14 protein-coding genes are annotated in these 16758 nt (G+C 67.9%); 4 read left to right on the forward strand and 10 right to left on the reverse strand.

The genetic code is table 11. The annotated features are described in order from the left end of the window. Positions 1-5: 5 nt before the first annotated feature. Positions 6-833, forward strand: a complete 828-nt coding sequence (locus tag Q9R39_RS03705; protein WP_078114128.1) for an acyl-[acyl-carrier-protein] thioesterase — start codon at positions 6-8, stop codon at positions 831-833. A 7-nt stretch (positions 834-840) separates the two neighbouring features. Here the strand turns inward: Q9R39_RS03705 and Q9R39_RS03710 are convergent, their stop codons facing one another. From Q9R39_RS03710 to Q9R39_RS03720, 3 genes are all read right to left on the reverse strand, one after another. Then, positions 841-1392, reverse strand: coding sequence for a DUF3558 domain-containing protein (locus tag Q9R39_RS03710; protein WP_269554892.1), 552 nt, complete (start codon positions 1390-1392; stop codon positions 841-843). Continuing rightward, the gene (locus Q9R39_RS03715) at positions 1389-2276 is read right to left on the reverse strand and encodes a DUF3558 family protein (protein WP_058252430.1); all 888 of its coding nucleotides are present in this window, start codon (positions 2274-2276) and stop codon (positions 1389-1391) included. Before Q9R39_RS03715 ends, Q9R39_RS03710 begins: the two co-directional genes overlap by 4 nt. Positions 2277-2457: 181 nt before the next feature. After that, entirely contained in the window at positions 2458-2652 is a 195-nt protein-coding gene (locus tag Q9R39_RS03720; protein ID WP_058252431.1) for a hypothetical protein, read from the reverse strand. Between the two features lie 525 nt (positions 2653-3177). On the opposite strand from Q9R39_RS03720, the gene Q9R39_RS03725 reads away from it, so the two are divergent. After that, entirely contained in the window at positions 3178-3798 is a 621-nt protein-coding gene (locus Q9R39_RS03725) for a hypothetical protein (protein WP_240199135.1), read from the forward strand. Between the two features lie 463 nt (positions 3799-4261). Then, positions 4262-5506: a DUF222 domain-containing protein gene (locus Q9R39_RS03730; RefSeq protein ID WP_311277121.1), complete on the forward strand. Its 1245-nt coding sequence runs from the start codon at positions 4262-4264 to the stop codon at positions 5504-5506. A gap of 277 nt (positions 5507-5783) precedes the next feature. Here Q9R39_RS03730 and Q9R39_RS03735 read toward each other — a convergent pair whose 3' ends face one another. From Q9R39_RS03735 to Q9R39_RS03760, 6 genes are all read right to left on the reverse strand, one after another. Then, positions 5784-7490, reverse strand: coding sequence for a hypothetical protein (locus Q9R39_RS03735; protein WP_078113651.1), 1707 nt, complete (start codon positions 7488-7490; stop codon positions 5784-5786). A 120-nt stretch (positions 7491-7610) separates the two neighbouring features. Continuing rightward, a complete protein-coding gene (gene atzF / locus Q9R39_RS03740) occupies positions 7611-9284 on the reverse strand; it encodes an allophanate hydrolase (protein ID WP_311277122.1) in 1674 nt (557 codons plus the stop codon). Next, on the reverse strand, positions 9281-11350 hold the full coding sequence (locus tag Q9R39_RS03745; RefSeq protein WP_078113649.1) for a 5-oxoprolinase/urea amidolyase family protein: 2070 nt from the start codon (positions 11348-11350) through the stop codon (positions 9281-9283). Before Q9R39_RS03745 ends, atzF begins: the two co-directional genes overlap by 4 nt. Before the next feature lie 58 nt (positions 11351-11408). Beyond that, entirely contained in the window at positions 11409-12089 is a 681-nt protein-coding gene (locus Q9R39_RS03750; protein ID WP_078113648.1) for an urea amidolyase associated protein UAAP2, read from the reverse strand. Positions 12090-12116: 27 nt separating this feature from the next. Continuing rightward, on the reverse strand, positions 12117-12968 hold the full coding sequence (locus Q9R39_RS03755; RefSeq protein ID WP_078113647.1) for an urea amidolyase associated protein UAAP1: 852 nt from the start codon (positions 12966-12968) through the stop codon (positions 12117-12119). Between the two features lie 260 nt (positions 12969-13228). Next, positions 13229-14818, reverse strand: coding sequence for an amino acid permease (locus tag Q9R39_RS03760; protein ID WP_165629685.1), 1590 nt, complete (start codon positions 14816-14818; stop codon positions 13229-13231). Positions 14819-15096: 278 nt separating this feature from the next. On the opposite strand from Q9R39_RS03760, the gene Q9R39_RS03765 reads away from it, so the two are divergent. Further along, positions 15097-15726, forward strand: coding sequence for a TetR/AcrR family transcriptional regulator (locus Q9R39_RS03765; protein ID WP_058253821.1), 630 nt, complete (start codon positions 15097-15099; stop codon positions 15724-15726). 52 nt (positions 15727-15778) lie between these two features. Here the strand turns inward: Q9R39_RS03765 and Q9R39_RS03770 are convergent, their stop codons facing one another. Then, entirely contained in the window at positions 15779-16726 is a 948-nt protein-coding gene (locus Q9R39_RS03770; protein WP_374193872.1) for a hypothetical protein, read from the reverse strand. Positions 16727-16758: the final 32 nt, after the last annotated feature.

Here is a 16758-nt window from a genome sequence, read left to right on the forward strand (position 1 = left end):
CTCGAGTGAGCCAGGTTACGCCAGCAGTGTCGGTTGCATCACTCCCGGATCGCAAGCCTGGTGCCCAGTTCTACGAGGTGGGCTATCGCGTCCGCACCGGCGACGTCGATCAGGACATGCGTGTGCGCCTCGATGCGGTGGCCCGCTACCTGCAGGACGTCGCCAACGACAACCTCGAGGCAACCGAGTTCAGCGCGACCGACCCGTTCTGGATCGTTCGGCGGACCATCATCGATGTCATCGAGCCCATCACCTGGCCGGGTACGGTGACCGCGCAGCGCTGGTGCGGTGCCCTGTCGACGCGCTGGACCAACATGCGCGTGCGCCTCACCGCCGAGCACGAGACAAACCGGTTCAACCCCCGACCGCGTCCCGCGGGCCTGATCGAGACCGAGGCGTTCTGGATCAACGTCAACGAGCAGGGCGTGCCGTCACGCCTGTCCGACGACGCCTTCGCGATGCTGTCGGCGATGACCGACGAGCACCGCCTTCGCTGGCGGTCGATGAACCCCGAGAAGGCCCCCGACGCCGCCGACATCGACTTCCCCGACCGTGAACACGTTCTCCGGATCACCGACTTCGACCCGTTCAAGCACCTCAACAATGCCGCCTACCTCGAGGCGATCGAGGACGAACTGGTCGAGCATCCCGACCTGGTCGACGCTCCGCACCGGGTGGTCATCGAATATCTCCGGCCCATCGTGCCGGGCACGCGGCTGGTCCTGCGCCGGGTGCGCGAGGGCGACCGGCTCACCGTGTGGTTGCTGATGCCGGGCACCGGCGACGAACTCGTGGTCGCGGCCAGCGTCGTCGTCGGGCCGCTCCCGGGGTGAGCAACTTCTACTGACCGCCCTGGAGCAGCAACTCCATCAGCTTGATCGGCGCCTCGCACGGATCGCCCTGGGGCGCGCTGCGAGGTTCGACGAACCAGGTGAAGATGCCCCGGCTCGGCGCACGGGCGGTCACACCGCAGACGCCCGGCCGGTCGGGACTGCGCTGGGTGAACGCCGACTGGCTGGCGACCTTGATGTTCTCGGTCTGGAAACCGAGCTTCTTGGCCGTCTCCTTCTCCACGTTGACGTTGCCCCACTCGAACCAGTTGAACGTCACACTCACCACGTCGGTGGTGCCGGAGACCAGCCACCGGCAGATGGCCCCGCTGAACGACCGTTCGGCGAACCCGCCGCCGGCGACGACATCGGCGATCATCGCGTCGGGTAGCACATCGCATTCCAGCAAGAGCCGGTCGAACTGGTCGGTGTCGATGTCGCTGCTGCCGGACTGGTCCGCGGCCCCCAACGGCACCGCCTCACCGTCGACGGTGCGCGCACACCCGGCCAGGGCGGTCAGTCCCAGCAGCACCGCGGCGATCACGATGAGGGCGCGCTTCACGACGCACGCTCTATCGACAGCGTCGCCAGCTCGCGTGCGGCGTCACAGATCTCTTCGATCGGCCGTGGTGTCGCCGCGTCGCCGCGGATCGACCATTCGAAGAAGTCCGCGCCGAAACCGATGCCGACCTCACAGATCTGACCTGATTGCGTGTAACCGATGAATCCCTCGTGGCCGTCGATCACGAGTCTGTTGGTGACGTCGCGCGACAACTTCACGTTCGCCTCCTCACGACCGATCGGCGATCCGCGATACCAATTGAACGAGGCGACGGCACCCGTCCGCGAACCGGTCGTGTCCCATTCGCACACCGAAGTGTTGTTCACGGTCTCGGTGAGTCCACCGAACCCGGTGATGCGGACCACCTCGTCGAGGGACACGCCGCCGCATTCGCCGAAGAACGGTCCGGAACCGGCCTGGGCGGGCGCCTCGGGCGTGTTCGGAGTGTTTGGATCTGACGTCGGCTCGTCGTCCGAGCAGGCGCCGACGAGGAGCGTGATCGCCGCCAGTACCGCGATGAGGAATGTGCCGTCACGCAGCCGATCCAGTTGACGCCGTTCACGTTTCGTCGGCCGACCGGCACCGCGGTCGCGACGCGGCTGACTCGCGAGGATCTCCTTCGGCGGCGGCGGCGGAGACCGGTCGATGAAGCACTCGGCGGCCATCGGCGCCGACACCCGCTTACTGATCGTCCTGGTGACCTCGACGATGCGCTCCCGTCCGGCGAGCCGTACGCGGACCTCGTCACCCGGCACCACCGGCTGGGCCGGTTTGGCGGTCACCCCGTTCACGCGGACGTGCCCGCCCCGACACGCGGCGCCCGCCGCCGATCGGGTCTTGGTCAGACGGATGGCCCAGATGTAGGCATCGACGCGGGTGGACATGGTCAGCCGCCCAGCCGACTCGTCCGCAACCCGGGAGTCCGTCCGGCGCAGGCGCGCCGACCCGGTTCAGTGCCCACGACGCCGACTCCCTTCACCGCGCTTTCAACCCTGCCGGGTGCTCGTTGGGCACCACTGTAGCGGGGTCGCCCAGCTCGCCGCGGGTGCTGAACAGGCGACACCGTCAGCGCTTGCGCGTCAGCAGGTATGCGCCCCCGCCGACGGCCAGGACGAGGAACAGGATCGCCAGGAAGGTCTGGTCGAGCAGCAGCAACGTCACGAACACCGCGATGCCCGGTGACACCGCGACCAGGCTCATCGCCGGGTGCTGACGCACGACCTCCGACACCGCTCTGCTCTTGTCCCGATCGATGGCCATGATGCCCTCCCTGGTCGGTTGCACCCGGATCGGTCCGTGAACGGCCCGGGGTCGTGTGACCAGGGTAGCCGCGTGTCGCGACAGGCCCGGAAAATCGCCCCCGTTCCGGTCAGGGACTCTGCGGCCTGACCCCTGCTCTCAGCTCATCGAACTGCCCGCGAAGCGAATAGCCATATCGTCAGCCACACGGTCCGATGTCGGCAGATGTTCCTGCCCGAGGAGTCGGCCGGGACGTCCAACGCGAACATGTGCGGGTCGGCGAGGATGTCGGTGACCGCGGCGGAGCCGGCACCGATGTCGGGTCCACCCGATCATGTCTACTCCGTCTGACATGTCTATGCCGTTCAGCGGCTTCCATTCTGGTGGAATGTGGAGGGCCGCGGTTTCTACTTCTTGCTTCGCTCCGAAGTCTGGTCTGACCTGGTTCACCTGGTAAGTAATCGACTGCATACTGCATCAGATGAGACGCCTCGGCGTTCTCACAAAGGATGGCCGCGGCAACCCCGTCCGGCGCATAGTCGTGGCATGCTGCGTTTCTGTGCTGACGTCTCAGCCGCGGACTGGATCACACGAAGTCGCGACGCGACCGACGACGTCGCGTCGGGCCAGGCTTGGAAAGCTCTAGCGCTGTTCGGCCCTCCTGAGTTCGAGGCCTACGCGCGGGTCCGTTTCATACCGGATCCAGACCGTCCTCACCAGAGCGTTCCGAGCCAGGACTTCACACAGCCCGCCTATGAGGGCTACGAGCACGCCATCGTCGCCAGGACGTGTAGAGCCCTGGCTGCGGCGACGCGCAGCTCCGACGAGTGCTACTTCGCGATCTGGGCCCGCTATTCAGGTGTCGCGTCCCCTCTACCGGGTGGCCCTCGGATGTACATCCCCAACCGCGGCTACCACCTCTACGTCGGCACACTGTCCGACCTCAAGGCGTGGGAGGAGCCCTTGACACACGAAACGCCTGCGCTATTTCACGACCCGCCGGCCTTTGTATGGCCCGCTGACCATGCCTGGTGCCTGGCAAGCGACACCGATCCTCACTGGGCCGGGATCGGGGCGAACACAGCCACCATCCGCGACCTCACATTGCGAGACGACATCGATGTCGTGACCGCAGACCGCTACGGTCGCCAGCCGTTCTACGACTAACGCACAGAACCGAGGATGGATGAAACAAACGTCGCGGATTCCGACTACTGACCGTAGGTGTATCGCAGGTTGGCGTTGATCAGGTGGCCGATCCGTTGGCACAGATGACGGAGCTGGCGGTCTTCCGAGTCGCGACCCGCTTTCGTCTGCCAACGCGTCAACATGATGAAACACCCGATTGATGCGGTGCGACTCGGCTGGGCTCAGGGGACATGCGCGGGCAGTCGGCTGCTCCGTAGCGCATCCTCGGCGTTGGACCCCCTCCTGTTGTCAGCTGCGTAGTGATGATCGACAAACCCTGTTCGATCAACGGGCTGTGACTGGTGGGGTTTCTGTTCACCACGGTTCACTGCGGTTCACCGCTGATGTGTGTGTGACATAGAGTGCCGCACAGTGTGATTCGACGCCAGATAGGTTGTGGATAAATCTCGTCGTCGAACGTTTTGGCGAGTACCTTGGTGTCATGACCTCGATCACCGAGCTCCGCGACACCCTCATTGGTCTGCAACCCCCGCCCGACGCCGGGAGTGGTCGCCTGGTAGTCGAGCGACTCGACGGACTACGCGTGCTGCGCAACGTCCTCGATCACCAGATCGCCGTCCACATCGCCCTGTTGGACGATTCGGGGGCACCGGCGCGAGCTGGGTCGACGACCCGATCCTGGCTGATCGAGATGGGCCTACCCCCGACGGCCGCGCACCGCGGTGCACGGATCGCCGCCGGACTGGGATCGTTGCCGAAAGTCGCTGACTGCGCCGCCGACGGGTATCTCGCGGCCGAGTGTGTTGATGCCGTGGTCCGCGGTATCGCGTCCATCGACAAACAGGCAGCGACTGCGTTGTCCGACGATGACCGGTCGGCGTTCGAGAGCGAACTGCTGGCGCAGGCGTTCTCCGGTGCCACCCCCGCCGAGATCAACACTCACGCCCGGAGCATCGCCATGCGGGTCGCCGATGACGATCCGCACGCGGTCGCGCCGGCCGATGATGCGTCGCTGAACACCTTGCACACCAGGGTGACCGACGAAGGCCGGGTCGCGATCACCGGCGATGTGACGGCGGTGATCGGCGAGAAGTTCCTGGCGATGATCGACGAACGCTCCTGTCCGCGTCCCGAACCCGACGGGGCCGACGACCGCCGTGATGTCGGGCAGCGTCGTGCGGACGGCTTGGAGCTACTGCTCGATCAGGCCGCGATCGGTGCGGCGATGACCACCGCAGGTGCACCCCGCACTCAGGTAGTGGTGACCATCCCCGCTGATGGTGTGGGCCCGGCGATTCTGCCGTGGGTGGGCGCGGTCACGGCATCGACGGCGCGCCGGTTGTCGTGTGACGGCGCGGGCGCCGAGATCGTCCTCGACGCCGAAGGCGTGCCGCTACGGATGGGAACGACGAAACGACTGTTTCCGCATCACTTACGTCAGGCGATCGTCGTGCGGGATGCGTGTTGTGTGAAATGCGGTGCCCCAGCAGCACATACCCAAGTGCATCATCTGGTCCACTGGGCCGACGGCGGACCGACGGATCTGGACAACGGCTGCCTACTCTGCCAGCGCTGCCACACCCAGGTCCATCACCACGGCTGGGAGGTGGTGATGGGCCCGGACCGGCATCCCTGGTTGATCCCACCCGCCGACATCGACCAGAAACGCCTCCCCCGACCCGCCTACAATCGGCGCACCATGCGACTCGACGACGCACTCGTCTAACCGTCCCCGCCGCACCAGACCCTCGGGCATCGACCCCGACGCCACACGACCCTTGACAACTCCACAGTGTTAAAACAAACCCCTGCCCACCGGGGCACTGTCGCGGAAGATGTCGTTAGCAATCTCTTCGCGAGAGATCCCGGTGGGGTCCGGGGGGATCGAAGCTGCACTTGAGATCAACCGTTCCCGCCTTCACAGCAACCAATAGCCAGGCGGTGAGTCAGCCCCGGCCCGGCCCCCTCCCCTCAGAGCGCAGCGAGCCTGGAACACTTTCGGATCAGGCCGCGGCATCTTCGGAATCGCTGCCGGAATCGGAATCGGCGCTCGAGTCCGAGTCGCTACCGGAGTCGTTGCCATCGGAATCAGAGGTGTCGGAATCAGCGGCGTCGGAGTCCGCGGCGTCGGAACCGGCTCCGTCGGAATCCGAAGTGTCAGGATCCGAGGTGTCGGAGTCCGAGCCGCCGGGCTCGGGCGCGTCGGAGTCTCCGGCATCCGAGTTCCCGACGCCACCCTCTTCGGAGGTCGCCGGCGCCCGGTGCTTGCCGACGTAGGAGTTCTCCGCCGAGCGGTGCTTGCCGACGTAGCTATCGGCCTCGTCGGTCTCATCGTCGGTGGCGGCCGAATCCGCCGATGTGTCGACGACCGACATGCTCGTGCGCGCCACAGTGTTCGACGCGCCGGTGTCTATTGGATCGGTGGCGGGCAGGCCGAACGGGAACTCGTAACTCGGGATGCGGATCACGGGGACGAGTTCGCCGGTGTCGAGTTGCCCGAATTCGATGACCGGCATGCCCAGTCGATTCGGCCGGAGCTCGCCGTTGACCTCGACCAGCGGCCGGAAGGTGACGGTCGAACCCAGCCAGTCGACGGTGATCGGAGCCGTGAATCCGTAATCGCTCGTCAGCCGGAGGAAGTTCCCGCTGAACAGGTCGTAGTCGCCCCCGATGCTCAGGCGGGCGAAGTCCTTGGAAAGCGACATCCAGTCGCCGTCGAAGTCGATTCCGGAACCACTCAGGGCGCCGGCGAGCAGACCCTCGAGAACGTCGGCGCCGAGTCCGCCGAGAACCCCTCCCGGATCGGCGATCAGCGCTGTCGGGTCAGTGAGCGCGAACTGGAGTTCGCCGTTCGGTTGCTGCCACCGGAAGTCGAAGGTGCCCAGCACGTTCGCGCAGGCTCCGACGCCGTCGGCATAGGCACCGGTGAGGCCGCCATAGCAACCCACGCCCTGGACGCCGGGGATCGTCGTGATCGTCTCGCCGAGGACCGTGACGTCGAGCGGCCCGGTGTTCCACGCGTGTGCCATCCCGATCAGTGCGAACGACCTCGCCGTCCGTCCGTCACTCGCCCCCGCGGTCGCGATGCTCAGCGGCAGATACGATGTCGCAGTTGCGTCGCCGCCACGGTATGCGAGCGCGAACTGGAAGCCGTTCCCGGCGACCGTCGCCGAACCCTCGGTGGCGGGGCCGTCGGTCATCGTCGGCGGCAGGTCGATGCCGAGAAAGCGGAGGATGTCGCCGAGGACCGAACCGGACACGGTGTCGAACACCTGCTTGACCGGATCGTAGATCGCGACCGGCACCACCTCGATGCGGTCGGGCAGGACGACGGCGAGTCCGATGCCGCCGAGCTCGGTGCTCGACTGAGAGCAGTCGGCCCCGTCCCGGACGCCGCCGGACAGGCAGCTCTGGATGCGCCACTGCTCCGCGATGTCGGCGAGCGCGCCGTTCCCGATCTCGGAGATCAGACTGCCGAGCGGGTTTCCGCTGTTGAAACCGTTCAGCCAGTCGTCGAGTTCGCCGATCGCCGGTGGTATCACCGCGGCCTCGGCCACCGTCGGCTCCGCGACCTGCCCCGCTCCGATCGCGGCTACGGTCGCCAACGCGGCCGCCCCCGCGATCGCACGATGCTGCCGCCGCTGCTTCCGGTTCTCGCGTCGAGCGACCTTCTCCGATCGCTGAATTCCGCTGCGCCCCAACCTGGTCATCCGTCCCACCCTCTTCTCCCCGACCGCCCGAGCTGAGTAAGTGAATCATCACGCTCGGTGAACAGATGGTCGATCGGAGGAAATGGCACGAATCGGCGGTTCTGGTCAGACGTCCCACCCCTACCAGCGGTCGCGATCGAGACCCTGACCGGTGGCACCGGCGTCGGCGGCGCACCCGAATCCCACGAGCCAGCGGGCAGGACCGCTCTCTCCCGCGGCGATCTCGACCTTGCCCAGCATCATCGGCTCGGGCAGGGCGGCCAGGAACTCCCCCAGCGCCGACGGGGCGAGCGTCCACACCTCGCCGCGAATCGCACGGCCGGCCTCGGGATCGCGGATCAGTCCCGGTTTGGGCGGGGTCGTATCAAGTGCGACCAGACGGTACGACTGGGTCGTGGTGACCTCGCCGGCCCACCGGGCACCCCGTTCGCTGAGCTCGTGCGTCAGAGGCCCACCCCGCATGTGCGCCCCGAAGACCGCGAGTTCGATCGCATCGTCGGGCTCCGCCCAGGAGGACGCCACCGAGTCGTCACCGACGAAGCGACGTGCCACGTCGACGAGCACGGCGTCGGCATGCGCGACGCCCAGGAACGTGACGCCGAACTGGGCTGTGCTGCCGTCTCCTTCGATGACCGTCCCGGCCGGCACCGCGAGTCCGCAGAGGTCGAAGAGGTTGCAGAAGTTGGTGTACGTGCCCATCCGCGAGTTCACGCCCACCGGATCGGCGGCCACCTCGGCGAGCGTCGGGTGCGCCGGCGCGGTCGGGACCATCAGGACCGTCGCATCGCCCCACTGGTCCATCGCCGCCGCACGAAGGTCCGCAAGCCGACAACGGGCGCGCAACAGGTCGACCGCCGAGAAACGGTCCGCCGCACCGATGATGGCCGACACCGTCGGATCGAGGCCGGCGGCGCCGGGATCGGCAACGGAATCGAGGTACTCCCCCACCGCCTCGTATCGCTCGGCGACGAGCGCGTCGTCGTAGAGGAGCCGGGCGGCCTCGAGGAACGGCGACAGGTCGATGGTCTTGATCATGAGCCCCGCCGCCTCGGCACGATGCACCGCGTCGTCGAACGCGGCGCGCCATCTGTCGTCCAGACCGGGCAGCTCGGTGGGCACGGCGACGACCGGGCGTTCGGGCGCGGCGTAGGGCATAGACTTCGGGAAGGGGCGTGTCCCAGCGGCTTTCGCCATCACCGCAACCGATCGGTCGGCCAGCGCGAGGTCGGCGGCGAAGATGGTGAGGACATCGTAGCTCCGACAGGCGGGTACGACTCCGTCGGTGGAGACGACACCGAGGGTCGGCTTGACACCGACGATGCCCTGCAGGCCCGCCGGCACCCGACCCGACCCGGCGGTGTCGGTCCCGATGGCGATGTCGGCGAATCCGAGGGCCACCGCCACCGCCGACCCCGAGCTCGATCCACCCGAGATGCGGTCGGGGCGTCGGGAATCCCGCACCGCACCATAGTGACTGCGCGTACCCACCAGTCCGGTCGCGAACTGGTCGAGATTGGTCTTGCCCAGCACCACCGCGCCGGCCGCACGCAGGGCGGCGACCGCGGGCGCATCGGCCTTGGGGGTGAAAGCGAAACCGGGACACCCGGCGGTGGTCGGCAGACCGCCGACGTCGACGTTGTCCTTGACCGCGAGAAGAATGCCCGCCAGCGGGCCGCCGGTCGCGACGGACCGCTCGTATTCGGCACGCACCTCGGCCTCGGGCCGGAGCGTGATGAACACCTCCGGACGATCCGCCTCGGCGATCCGCGCGTACACCTCGTCGATCCTGCTCATGCCACCCGCTCCTCGTCGTCCGCGCGCTCCGACGCTCCGCCGTCGGCCACGCTCACACCGGCCGCTCGCGCAGCGAATTCACCTTGTAACGACCATCTCTCGCGCTCCTCCGCACGGGCGATCTCCATCGTCTCCCGGCGAGCCGCGATGTCGCCGGCGTGCTCGTCGAGGAAGCGCTGGTGCGCGGCCAGCGAGAACTCACCGTCGACGATCTTCGTGCTGTCGCCGCGCCCGGCGGCGACGTCGGCCCGCATGTCCAAGAGCTCTTCGGCGCTGACCGGATACCAGTGGATTCGATCGAAGAACCGCAGGAGCCACGGATGTTCGGGATCGAAACCCGGGGCCGGCAACGGATGCCGGTGATTCCACACCTGGGTTGTCCGTCCGACGAACTGATAACCGCCCGGGCCTTCCATGCCGTAGATGCACAGGTAGGCGCCGCCGATACCCACCGCGTTCTCCGGGGTCCAGGTGCGGGCGGGGTTGTACTTGGTCGTGACCAGGCGGTGGCGTGGATCCAGCGGAACGGCCACCGGCGCACCGAGATAGACGTCGCCGAGGCCGAGCACGAGGTAGCTCGCGTCGAAGACCGTGCGGTACACGTCGTCGACGGAGTCCAGGCCGTTCATCCGGCGGATGAACTCGATGTTCCACGGACACCACGGGGCGTCGGACCGCACGCCGAGCATGTACCGTTCGATCGCCTCGCGAGTGGCCGGGTCGTCCCATGAGAGTGGCAGGTGCACCGTGCGGCTCGGCACCACGAGGTCTTCGGCGGCCGGCAGTTGGCTCTCGCATTCGGTCAGCCACTCCAGCATGTGCGCCTGCGACCACACGTCCGGGTCCGCCTTCACCTGCAGGGAGCGGATTCCTGGCGTGAGATCGATGAGCCCGCGCGGCTTCTCGGCGGCGATCCGCTCGGCCAGCGCATGTACCCGGGCCCGCAGGGCCAGGTCGAGGTGCATCTCGCCGTACTCGACGAGCACGTTGTCGTCGCCGGACCGGCGGTAGGTGACGGTGGTCGATCCGTCGGCGGTCGTCGTGGTGCCCAGGATTCCGTTGTCGGCGTCGCCGCCCGACGACAGGACGTCGACGAAGCACGCCCGCCGGCCCAGCCCCACCTCGGCGGGCGAGGCCGCACGGTCACCGCGCACCGCGACGAACCGGAGCGTGTCACCCGGCTTCAGCTGGCCGAGCTTCCAGCGCTGCGCGGTCGTGACCGTCACCGGGCACACGAATCCACCGAGACTCGGGCCGTCCGGGCCGAGCAGGATCGGTGTGTCCCCGGTGAAGTCGAGGGCGCCGACCGAGTAGGCGGTGTCATGGATGTTCGACGGGTGCAGGCCGGCCTCGCCACCGTCGTCGCGCGCCCATCGGGGTTTGGGGCCGATCAGCCGGATACCGGTCCGGTCGGAGTTGAAGTGCACCTCGTAGTCGGTCGCGAACAGATCGGCGATGTCGTCCTCGGTGAAGAACTCCGGGGCGCCGTGGGGTCCGACGGTCACCGCCAGTTGCCAGCTGTTGGTGAACGCCGGCTGCTCGTCGGAGAGGATGCGCCTGGGTGCGCCGGCCGGCGCACCCAGCAACGCGAGATCGTCGCCGGCCACCAGTGCCCGCCCGTCGAGCCCGCCGAACTTGCCCATGGTGAAGGTGGAGCGGCTCCCGAGGTGATCGGCGGCGTCGAACCCGCCCCCCACCGCCAGATACGCCCGCATGCCGAGGGTGCCGATCGATCCGATGTCGAGCACGTCACCTGGTTCGAGTGTCAGCGGAACCCATTGCGGTGCAACCGTTCCGTTGATCGTCACCGGGACCGGCGCCCCGGTGACGGCCACGACCGCGGACCGGTCGAACCGCAGGGCCGGCCCCATCAGCGTGATCTCGAGACCGGCTGCCGTCCCCGGATTGCCGACAGCGATGTTGGCGAGCCGGAAGGACAGGTCGTCCATGGGACCGGAGGGGGGTACGCCGACCTTCCAGTACCCGACCCGGCCGGGCCAGTCCTGGATGGTGGTGAGCGGACCGGACCGCAGTACGGTCACCGCGCCCGTGGTGGTGGCAGACATGATGGTGGGATCCTCGTCGGAGTCAGGCGACGCCCGGGGGCGTGGAGGTGAACGGAGGTCAGGACGGCCGGGTGACGATGACGCGCACCGCCGTCGGATCGAATCCGTTGCAGGGGTTGTTGATCTGCGGGCAGTTCGAGATGAGCACGAGGGTGTCGACCTCGGCGCGCAGCGCCAGTCGCTTGCCGGGGGCGGACAACCCATCGACGATCCCCAGCGAGCCGTCGGGATCGATGGGGACGTTCATGAAGAAGTTGACGTTGCCGACGAGGTCGGCCTTGCCGAGGCCGTGCCGGCTGCCCTCGATGAGGAAGTTCTCGACGCATGCGTGCTGGTGCTTGGTGTGGTGGCCGTAGCGCAGCGTGTTGGATTCCTGCGAGCAGGCGCCGCCGAGGGTGTCGTGGTTGCCGACCTCGTCGGCGACGATCGTCATCAGCGGAGTGGAGTCGTGGTCACGGATCACGCTGCCGGTGGTGAGGAAGATGTTGCCCTGCGCGGCGATCGTCGCCTGGGCCGAATACCGCTGGGCAGTGTCGGCGGCGGCGTAGAACAGCGTGTCGACGGCCTGGTTGCCGTGCAGGTCGACGATGGTCAGCACGTCGCCGGCGGCGACGACGCCCGACCACGGAGCCCGGTCGCCCACATGCGCGTCGTCGACGACGGCGCCGGGGACGAGAGCGAGTTCGGCGGCGGGCGGCGAGGCGAAATCGGTGATGAGTGCGGTGTTTGTCTCGGTCACGATGGGTGGTCCTCTCTGTGGGTCGGCTCAGTGATGAGCCGCGGCCCAGACGTCTTCGGAGTTGGCGACCGCGCGCTGGTACTCGGGGTCGGTGCCGGCGACCTCGGCCAGCAGCGTGTCGAGGTCGCTCTTCGCCTGCCACGCCAGCACTTCCAGCGAGGTGGTGTCGAAATGCGGCGACGGGTCGAGCGGATGCGCGGTGTTGGCGATCGCGACTGTGCACGGCAGATGCAGGATCAGATCGACCGAACGCCCGGGGCCCGCGCTGCCGGTCGAGCGCAGTGTCCCGTCGGCGTCGACGGTGACGCCGTGGAAGAACGACAGCGACGGCGCCACATCCGTGGGTGTCAGACCGTGCTTCGCGGCCGCGAGCGTGAACAGCTCACGTCCGGCCGGACTACCCGAATGCACCTCCCCGGCTCCATATCTCGCGGTATTGCCCGCGAGGGTCGAGGTACCGCACAGGGCGTCGTGGTGACCGGAGTCGTCGGCGACCACGGTCGCGAGCACGCGGCCCTGATCGCTGAGGAGCGGATGACCCGCACCCAGGTACGCCTGCCACGGGACCTTCACGGTGTCGGCGACGTTGAGACGCTCCCACGGCGCGTCGGCGCGCCAGAGCAGCAGATGTGCGCAGGCCGCGCCGGCCACATCGGTGAGCCGCAACCGGGTTCCCCGTGCCAGGACCTTGCTGGTGTAGCGGCCACCGGGCACCGTCTCCGCCCAGGTCAGCGAGGTGGGCGGGACGTCTGCGGGCGGGTTGGGCCAGGCCGATGGCGGCACCACCGGCATGCTGTCGGTGATGGCACCGGCCTGCGCACGGGCGTGTTCGCGGGCGCCGGTGGTGGTGCCGGTACCCGCCGCGGTGATCGTGCTCATTCGGAACTCCTTGTTGTAGATGGTGTTCGGGTGCCACCCTGCTCCCCGAGAAGCGAGCTAGCGAACGTCTCCCCCTGCTCCCTGAGGAGCGAGCTTCCGAGCGTCTCCCCCTGCTCCCTGAGGAGCGAGCTTGCGAGCGTCACGAAGGGTCTTCGCAACTCGTCTCGCCAGACCCTTCGTGACGCGCCCTCCGCAAGCTCCGGGCGCTCCTCAGGGAGCAGTGGTTGTGCGGTTCTTTCGGATTAGGGAGCAAGGGGGCATCAGGCGGACGGGGAGGTCGTCACCGGTCGCGGGTGTTCTTTTCCGCGGGGGTAGCAGGCGATGCCGACGAGGACGGTCGCCACGATGCAGATGGGGCCGGCCCAGCGGAGGATCGGCATCTCACCGGACGGGTCGAAGACCTCGGCCCGCGGCCACGCCAGATTGATCACCATCAGGACGCCGTAGAGCACCGCGAGGGCGTTCACCACGATACCGAATCGGCCCAGGCTGAACAGCTTTCGGCCACCGGCGTCGACGGCCGGCGTGTCCCGGCCGCCGCGATGCGGCCAGCCCTGGAACCGCCGGTAGAGCATCGGGCCGGTGACGGCCAGGTAGGCGAGGTAGATCAGGATGATGCACACGCTGGCGAGGGTCGCGAAGATCGCCGAGTTGCCGACGTTGACGAGCAGGATGCCGATGCAGAGCACACCGATCAGGATCGACGGCAGGATCGGGGTCCCGGTGCGGCTGTTGACATGTGCCAGTTGCGCCGAGAACGGGAGCCGGCCGTCGCGAGCCATGGAGAACATCAGACGCGAGCAGGCGGTCTGGATGGCGAGGGTACAGATGAAGATGGCCACCGCCACGTCGGCGAGCAGGACCTTGCCCCAGAAGCTGCCGAGCACGGAATCGAGGACGTACGGCAGACCGCCGGTCGCGAGTTGCTCATCGAGGGTGGGTGCCGCCATCAGGGTGCCGAGCAGCATCAGTCCGCCGCCGATGGCCGAGACGGTCAGCGCCATCCGGATGGTGCGCGGTGCGACGCGGCGCGGGTCCCTCGTCTCTTCGGCCAGCTCACCCGCCGACCCGAAACCGACCATGACGTACGCGGCCATCAGACCGGAGACGATGAACGCCCAGATGTAACCGGGCTGCTGACCGGGAACGCCGGTGTCGAAGACGACGTCGGGACCGCGCTGGGCGTGGGTGAACAGTGCCAGGATCACCGCGACGACACCGACGAGTTCGCAGACGACGCCGATGCTGTTGACCCGGCTCATCCACCGGACACCGATGCAGTTGATCGCGGTCACGATGACGAGCAGAACCGAGCCGAGCAGCACCGCGTTGGCCGCACCGCTCGTGGTGGTGAGGGTTGGGTCGTCGCCGATGATCTGGAAGCCGATCCAGATCGACGGCAGGACGACCTGCAGGGCGATCGCGGCCGCGGCAGCGGTGACGACCTGCGCGATCATCATGAACCAGCCGCCGAACCAACCGACGACCTCGCCGCCCATTCGGCGGGACCACTGGTAGATCGCGCCCGAGATCGGGTATCGCGCCGCGATTTCGGCGAAGCACAGCGCCACCAGGAACTGGCCGGCGTAGACGATCGGCCAGGTCCAGAAGAAGGCCGGGCCGCCGAAACCGAAACCCAGACCGAACAACTGGAAGATGGTGGTCAGGATCGAGACGAACGAGAACCCGGCGGCGAAGGACGCGAACTTGCCGAGCGAACGATGGAGTTGCTGGTCGTAGCCGAGTGCCGAGAGGTCGTGTGCGTCGGCATCTCCGGCGCCCGGGCCGGACGATGATCCAGCGGCCGAGGAGGGCGATGGCGCGGGAGCCACTTCGGGGGTGGAGGTCATGCGTGGTCTTCCTTTCTGAGAGAAAGCTCCACGTTGAGCACGGTTGAGGCAGGCACTGTTTCCTGTCACCTGATAGGTAAGCCCTCGCTGATTTCTATCGATTGACAGAATTGTTCCGGTCGTGAAAACTCCCGTTACGTCCGCGTAACGCGCCTGGGATTTCCCCGGTCGGCGGGTCCGCGAACAGCCGAAGCACGCGGTCTGTCGGCTAGGGTCGAGAAATCCGGGTCACAAGATGCCCGGGTTGCGAGATCTGTTGACGCAATTGAGGAGACGACATGCCGTCCGGCTCGAGTACGGCCCCGACGCCGACCGGCCGCGGCCGCCCGCGCCTGGTCCAGGCCCGACGCCGCGGGCAGACCGCGCGCGAGGAAATCCTCGACGCCGCTGCCGAATTGTTCACCCGCCACGGGTACACCGGGACGTCGACACGCATGATCGCCGAGGCGGTCGGCATCCGACAGGCGTCGATGTACCACTACTTCGGCACCAAAGACGACATTCTCGCGACCCTGCTGGAGACGACAGTCGTCGCCTCACTCGACCGCGCGCGGGTACTCCTCGACGGGGATGGACCCGCGCTCGCGCGGCTGCTGGAGCTCGCGCGCTTCGATGTCGATCAGCTGGCACAGTCGCGCTGGAACCTCGGCGCCCTGTACCTGCTGCCCGAGGTCGCCGACCAGCGTTTCGTCGAATTCCGTTCAGCACGGCAGGAATTGGCCGACTCCTATGCCGCCCTGGCGGCCGCGGCACTCGGCGACTCCACCGACAAGCGGACGCTGCTCCCCTTCCGCCTGGTGGAGTCGGTCATCATGATGCGCGCCGACGAACAGCGCGGCGAGCTCGGCGAACACACGGCCGCCGGTCTCGCCGCCACCGTCGTCGACGCGATCTCGCGAATCCTGTAGCAACAGAGCGCACATGGCCCACGTCGCTACGGGATCCCCGCGAGCGTGACGGCTAGCAGGTTCCGATCACGCCACCCTGCAGCGCCACCTCCATCTTGCGCACGATCGAGCAGTCCGCCGGACCACTCCCGACACCCCGCATGGGTTCGACCTGCTTCACCGCGGGGGTCGGGGCGAGCTGCCGGCCGACCGGCCCGGTGACCTGCGGTACGACCGGCTCCGGGGCGGCGTGCCGCGGCTGATGCGGTACGACCCGCTCGGCCGACACCTCGGTGGCGTCCGCGCGCAGGTGTCGCGGCTTGTCGACCGGCACCTTCCAACCCTTGTCGTAGCCGTGCGCGGCGCCGATCGCGACACCGGCCGCGACCGCGGGCAGCGCGACGAGGGTGGCGACCAGAGCCGTCCCGACCACGGGACCGACGACGAGTCCGGTGGGCCACAACGGCAACGTGAGTATCAGACCCAAGGGGGCACCCACCACACCGCCGACCGCGAGGGCGAGGGGTGCTGCCACCCCGGCTCCGATGACGCCACCGACCGCGGCGTCACCGACCATCTGCTCGGCCACCCGGTCGGCGCGCGCGACCGGTACGCCGTTGCTCTGCAACACATCCGAGATTCCTCGGACGATCTCGCCGGCTCCCGCCGAGATCTGCGCGGCCAGTTGCGGCGACACCGCTCGCGGACGGGTCAGGTCCAGGTTGCCGACCCGAACCCGGTCCCCGGCATCGGCGACCGGCACCGCCACCGAACCGAGTGGCCGCAGGTGCCGCGGCCCCGGTGTCGGGACGACCGACGTCACTTCCGGCCATGACCCGACCACCACCGGCGCCGCATCCGAGACCAGTGCGGCGTCGATCTGCGCGATGCGGAAAGCGTTGCCGGGCAGTGTTTGTGCTCCCGACGTCGATGAGGAGGGTACCACCGGGACGGGCAGGGCCACCCCGGGTGAGACCGCCTGGGCCACGGCCGGGGCCGTCACCGTGAGCGACGCGGCCATTGCGCAGCCAAGCAAGGCGCCCGCCGGGCGGC

The organism is Gordonia sp. AC31 (assembly GCF_031844505.1).
GTDB classification, from domain to species: Bacteria; Actinomycetota; Actinomycetes; order Mycobacteriales; family Mycobacteriaceae; genus Gordonia; species Gordonia hongkongensis.

Excerpts from the sequence above, each read along its gene's own strand:
- Q9R39_RS03715 (WP_058252430.1), bottom strand. The coding sequence starts at position 2,276 with ATGTCCACCCGCGTCGATGCCTACATCTGGGCCATCCGTCTGACCAAG.
- Q9R39_RS03720 (WP_058252431.1), bottom strand. The coding sequence starts at position 2,652 with ATGGCCATCGATCGGGACAAGAGCAGAGCGGTGTCGGAGGTCGTGCGT.
- Q9R39_RS03725 (WP_240199135.1), top strand. The coding sequence starts at position 3,178 with ATGCTGCGTTTCTGTGCTGACGTCTCAGCCGCGGACTGGATCACACGA.
- Q9R39_RS03730 (WP_311277121.1), top strand. The coding sequence starts at position 4,262 with ATGACCTCGATCACCGAGCTCCGCGACACCCTCATTGGTCTGCAACCC.
- Q9R39_RS03735 (WP_078113651.1), bottom strand. The coding sequence starts at position 7,490 with ATGACCAGGTTGGGGCGCAGCGGAATTCAGCGATCGGAGAAGGTCGCT.
- atzF (WP_311277122.1), bottom strand. The coding sequence starts at position 9,284 with ATGAGCAGGATCGACGAGGTGTACGCGCGGATCGCCGAGGCGGATCGT.
- Q9R39_RS03745 (WP_078113649.1), bottom strand. The coding sequence starts at position 11,350 with ATGTCTGCCACCACCACGGGCGCGGTGACCGTACTGCGGTCCGGTCCG.
- Q9R39_RS03755 (WP_078113647.1), bottom strand. The coding sequence starts at position 12,968 with ATGAGCACGATCACCGCGGCGGGTACCGGCACCACCACCGGCGCCCGC.
- Q9R39_RS03760 (WP_165629685.1), bottom strand. The coding sequence starts at position 14,818 with ATGACCTCCACCCCCGAAGTGGCTCCCGCGCCATCGCCCTCCTCGGCC.
- Q9R39_RS03765 (WP_058253821.1), top strand. The coding sequence starts at position 15,097 with ATGCCGTCCGGCTCGAGTACGGCCCCGACGCCGACCGGCCGCGGCCGC.
- Q9R39_RS03770 (WP_374193872.1), bottom strand. The coding sequence starts at position 16,726 with ATGGCCGCGTCGCTCACGGTGACGGCCCCGGCCGTGGCCCAGGCGGTC.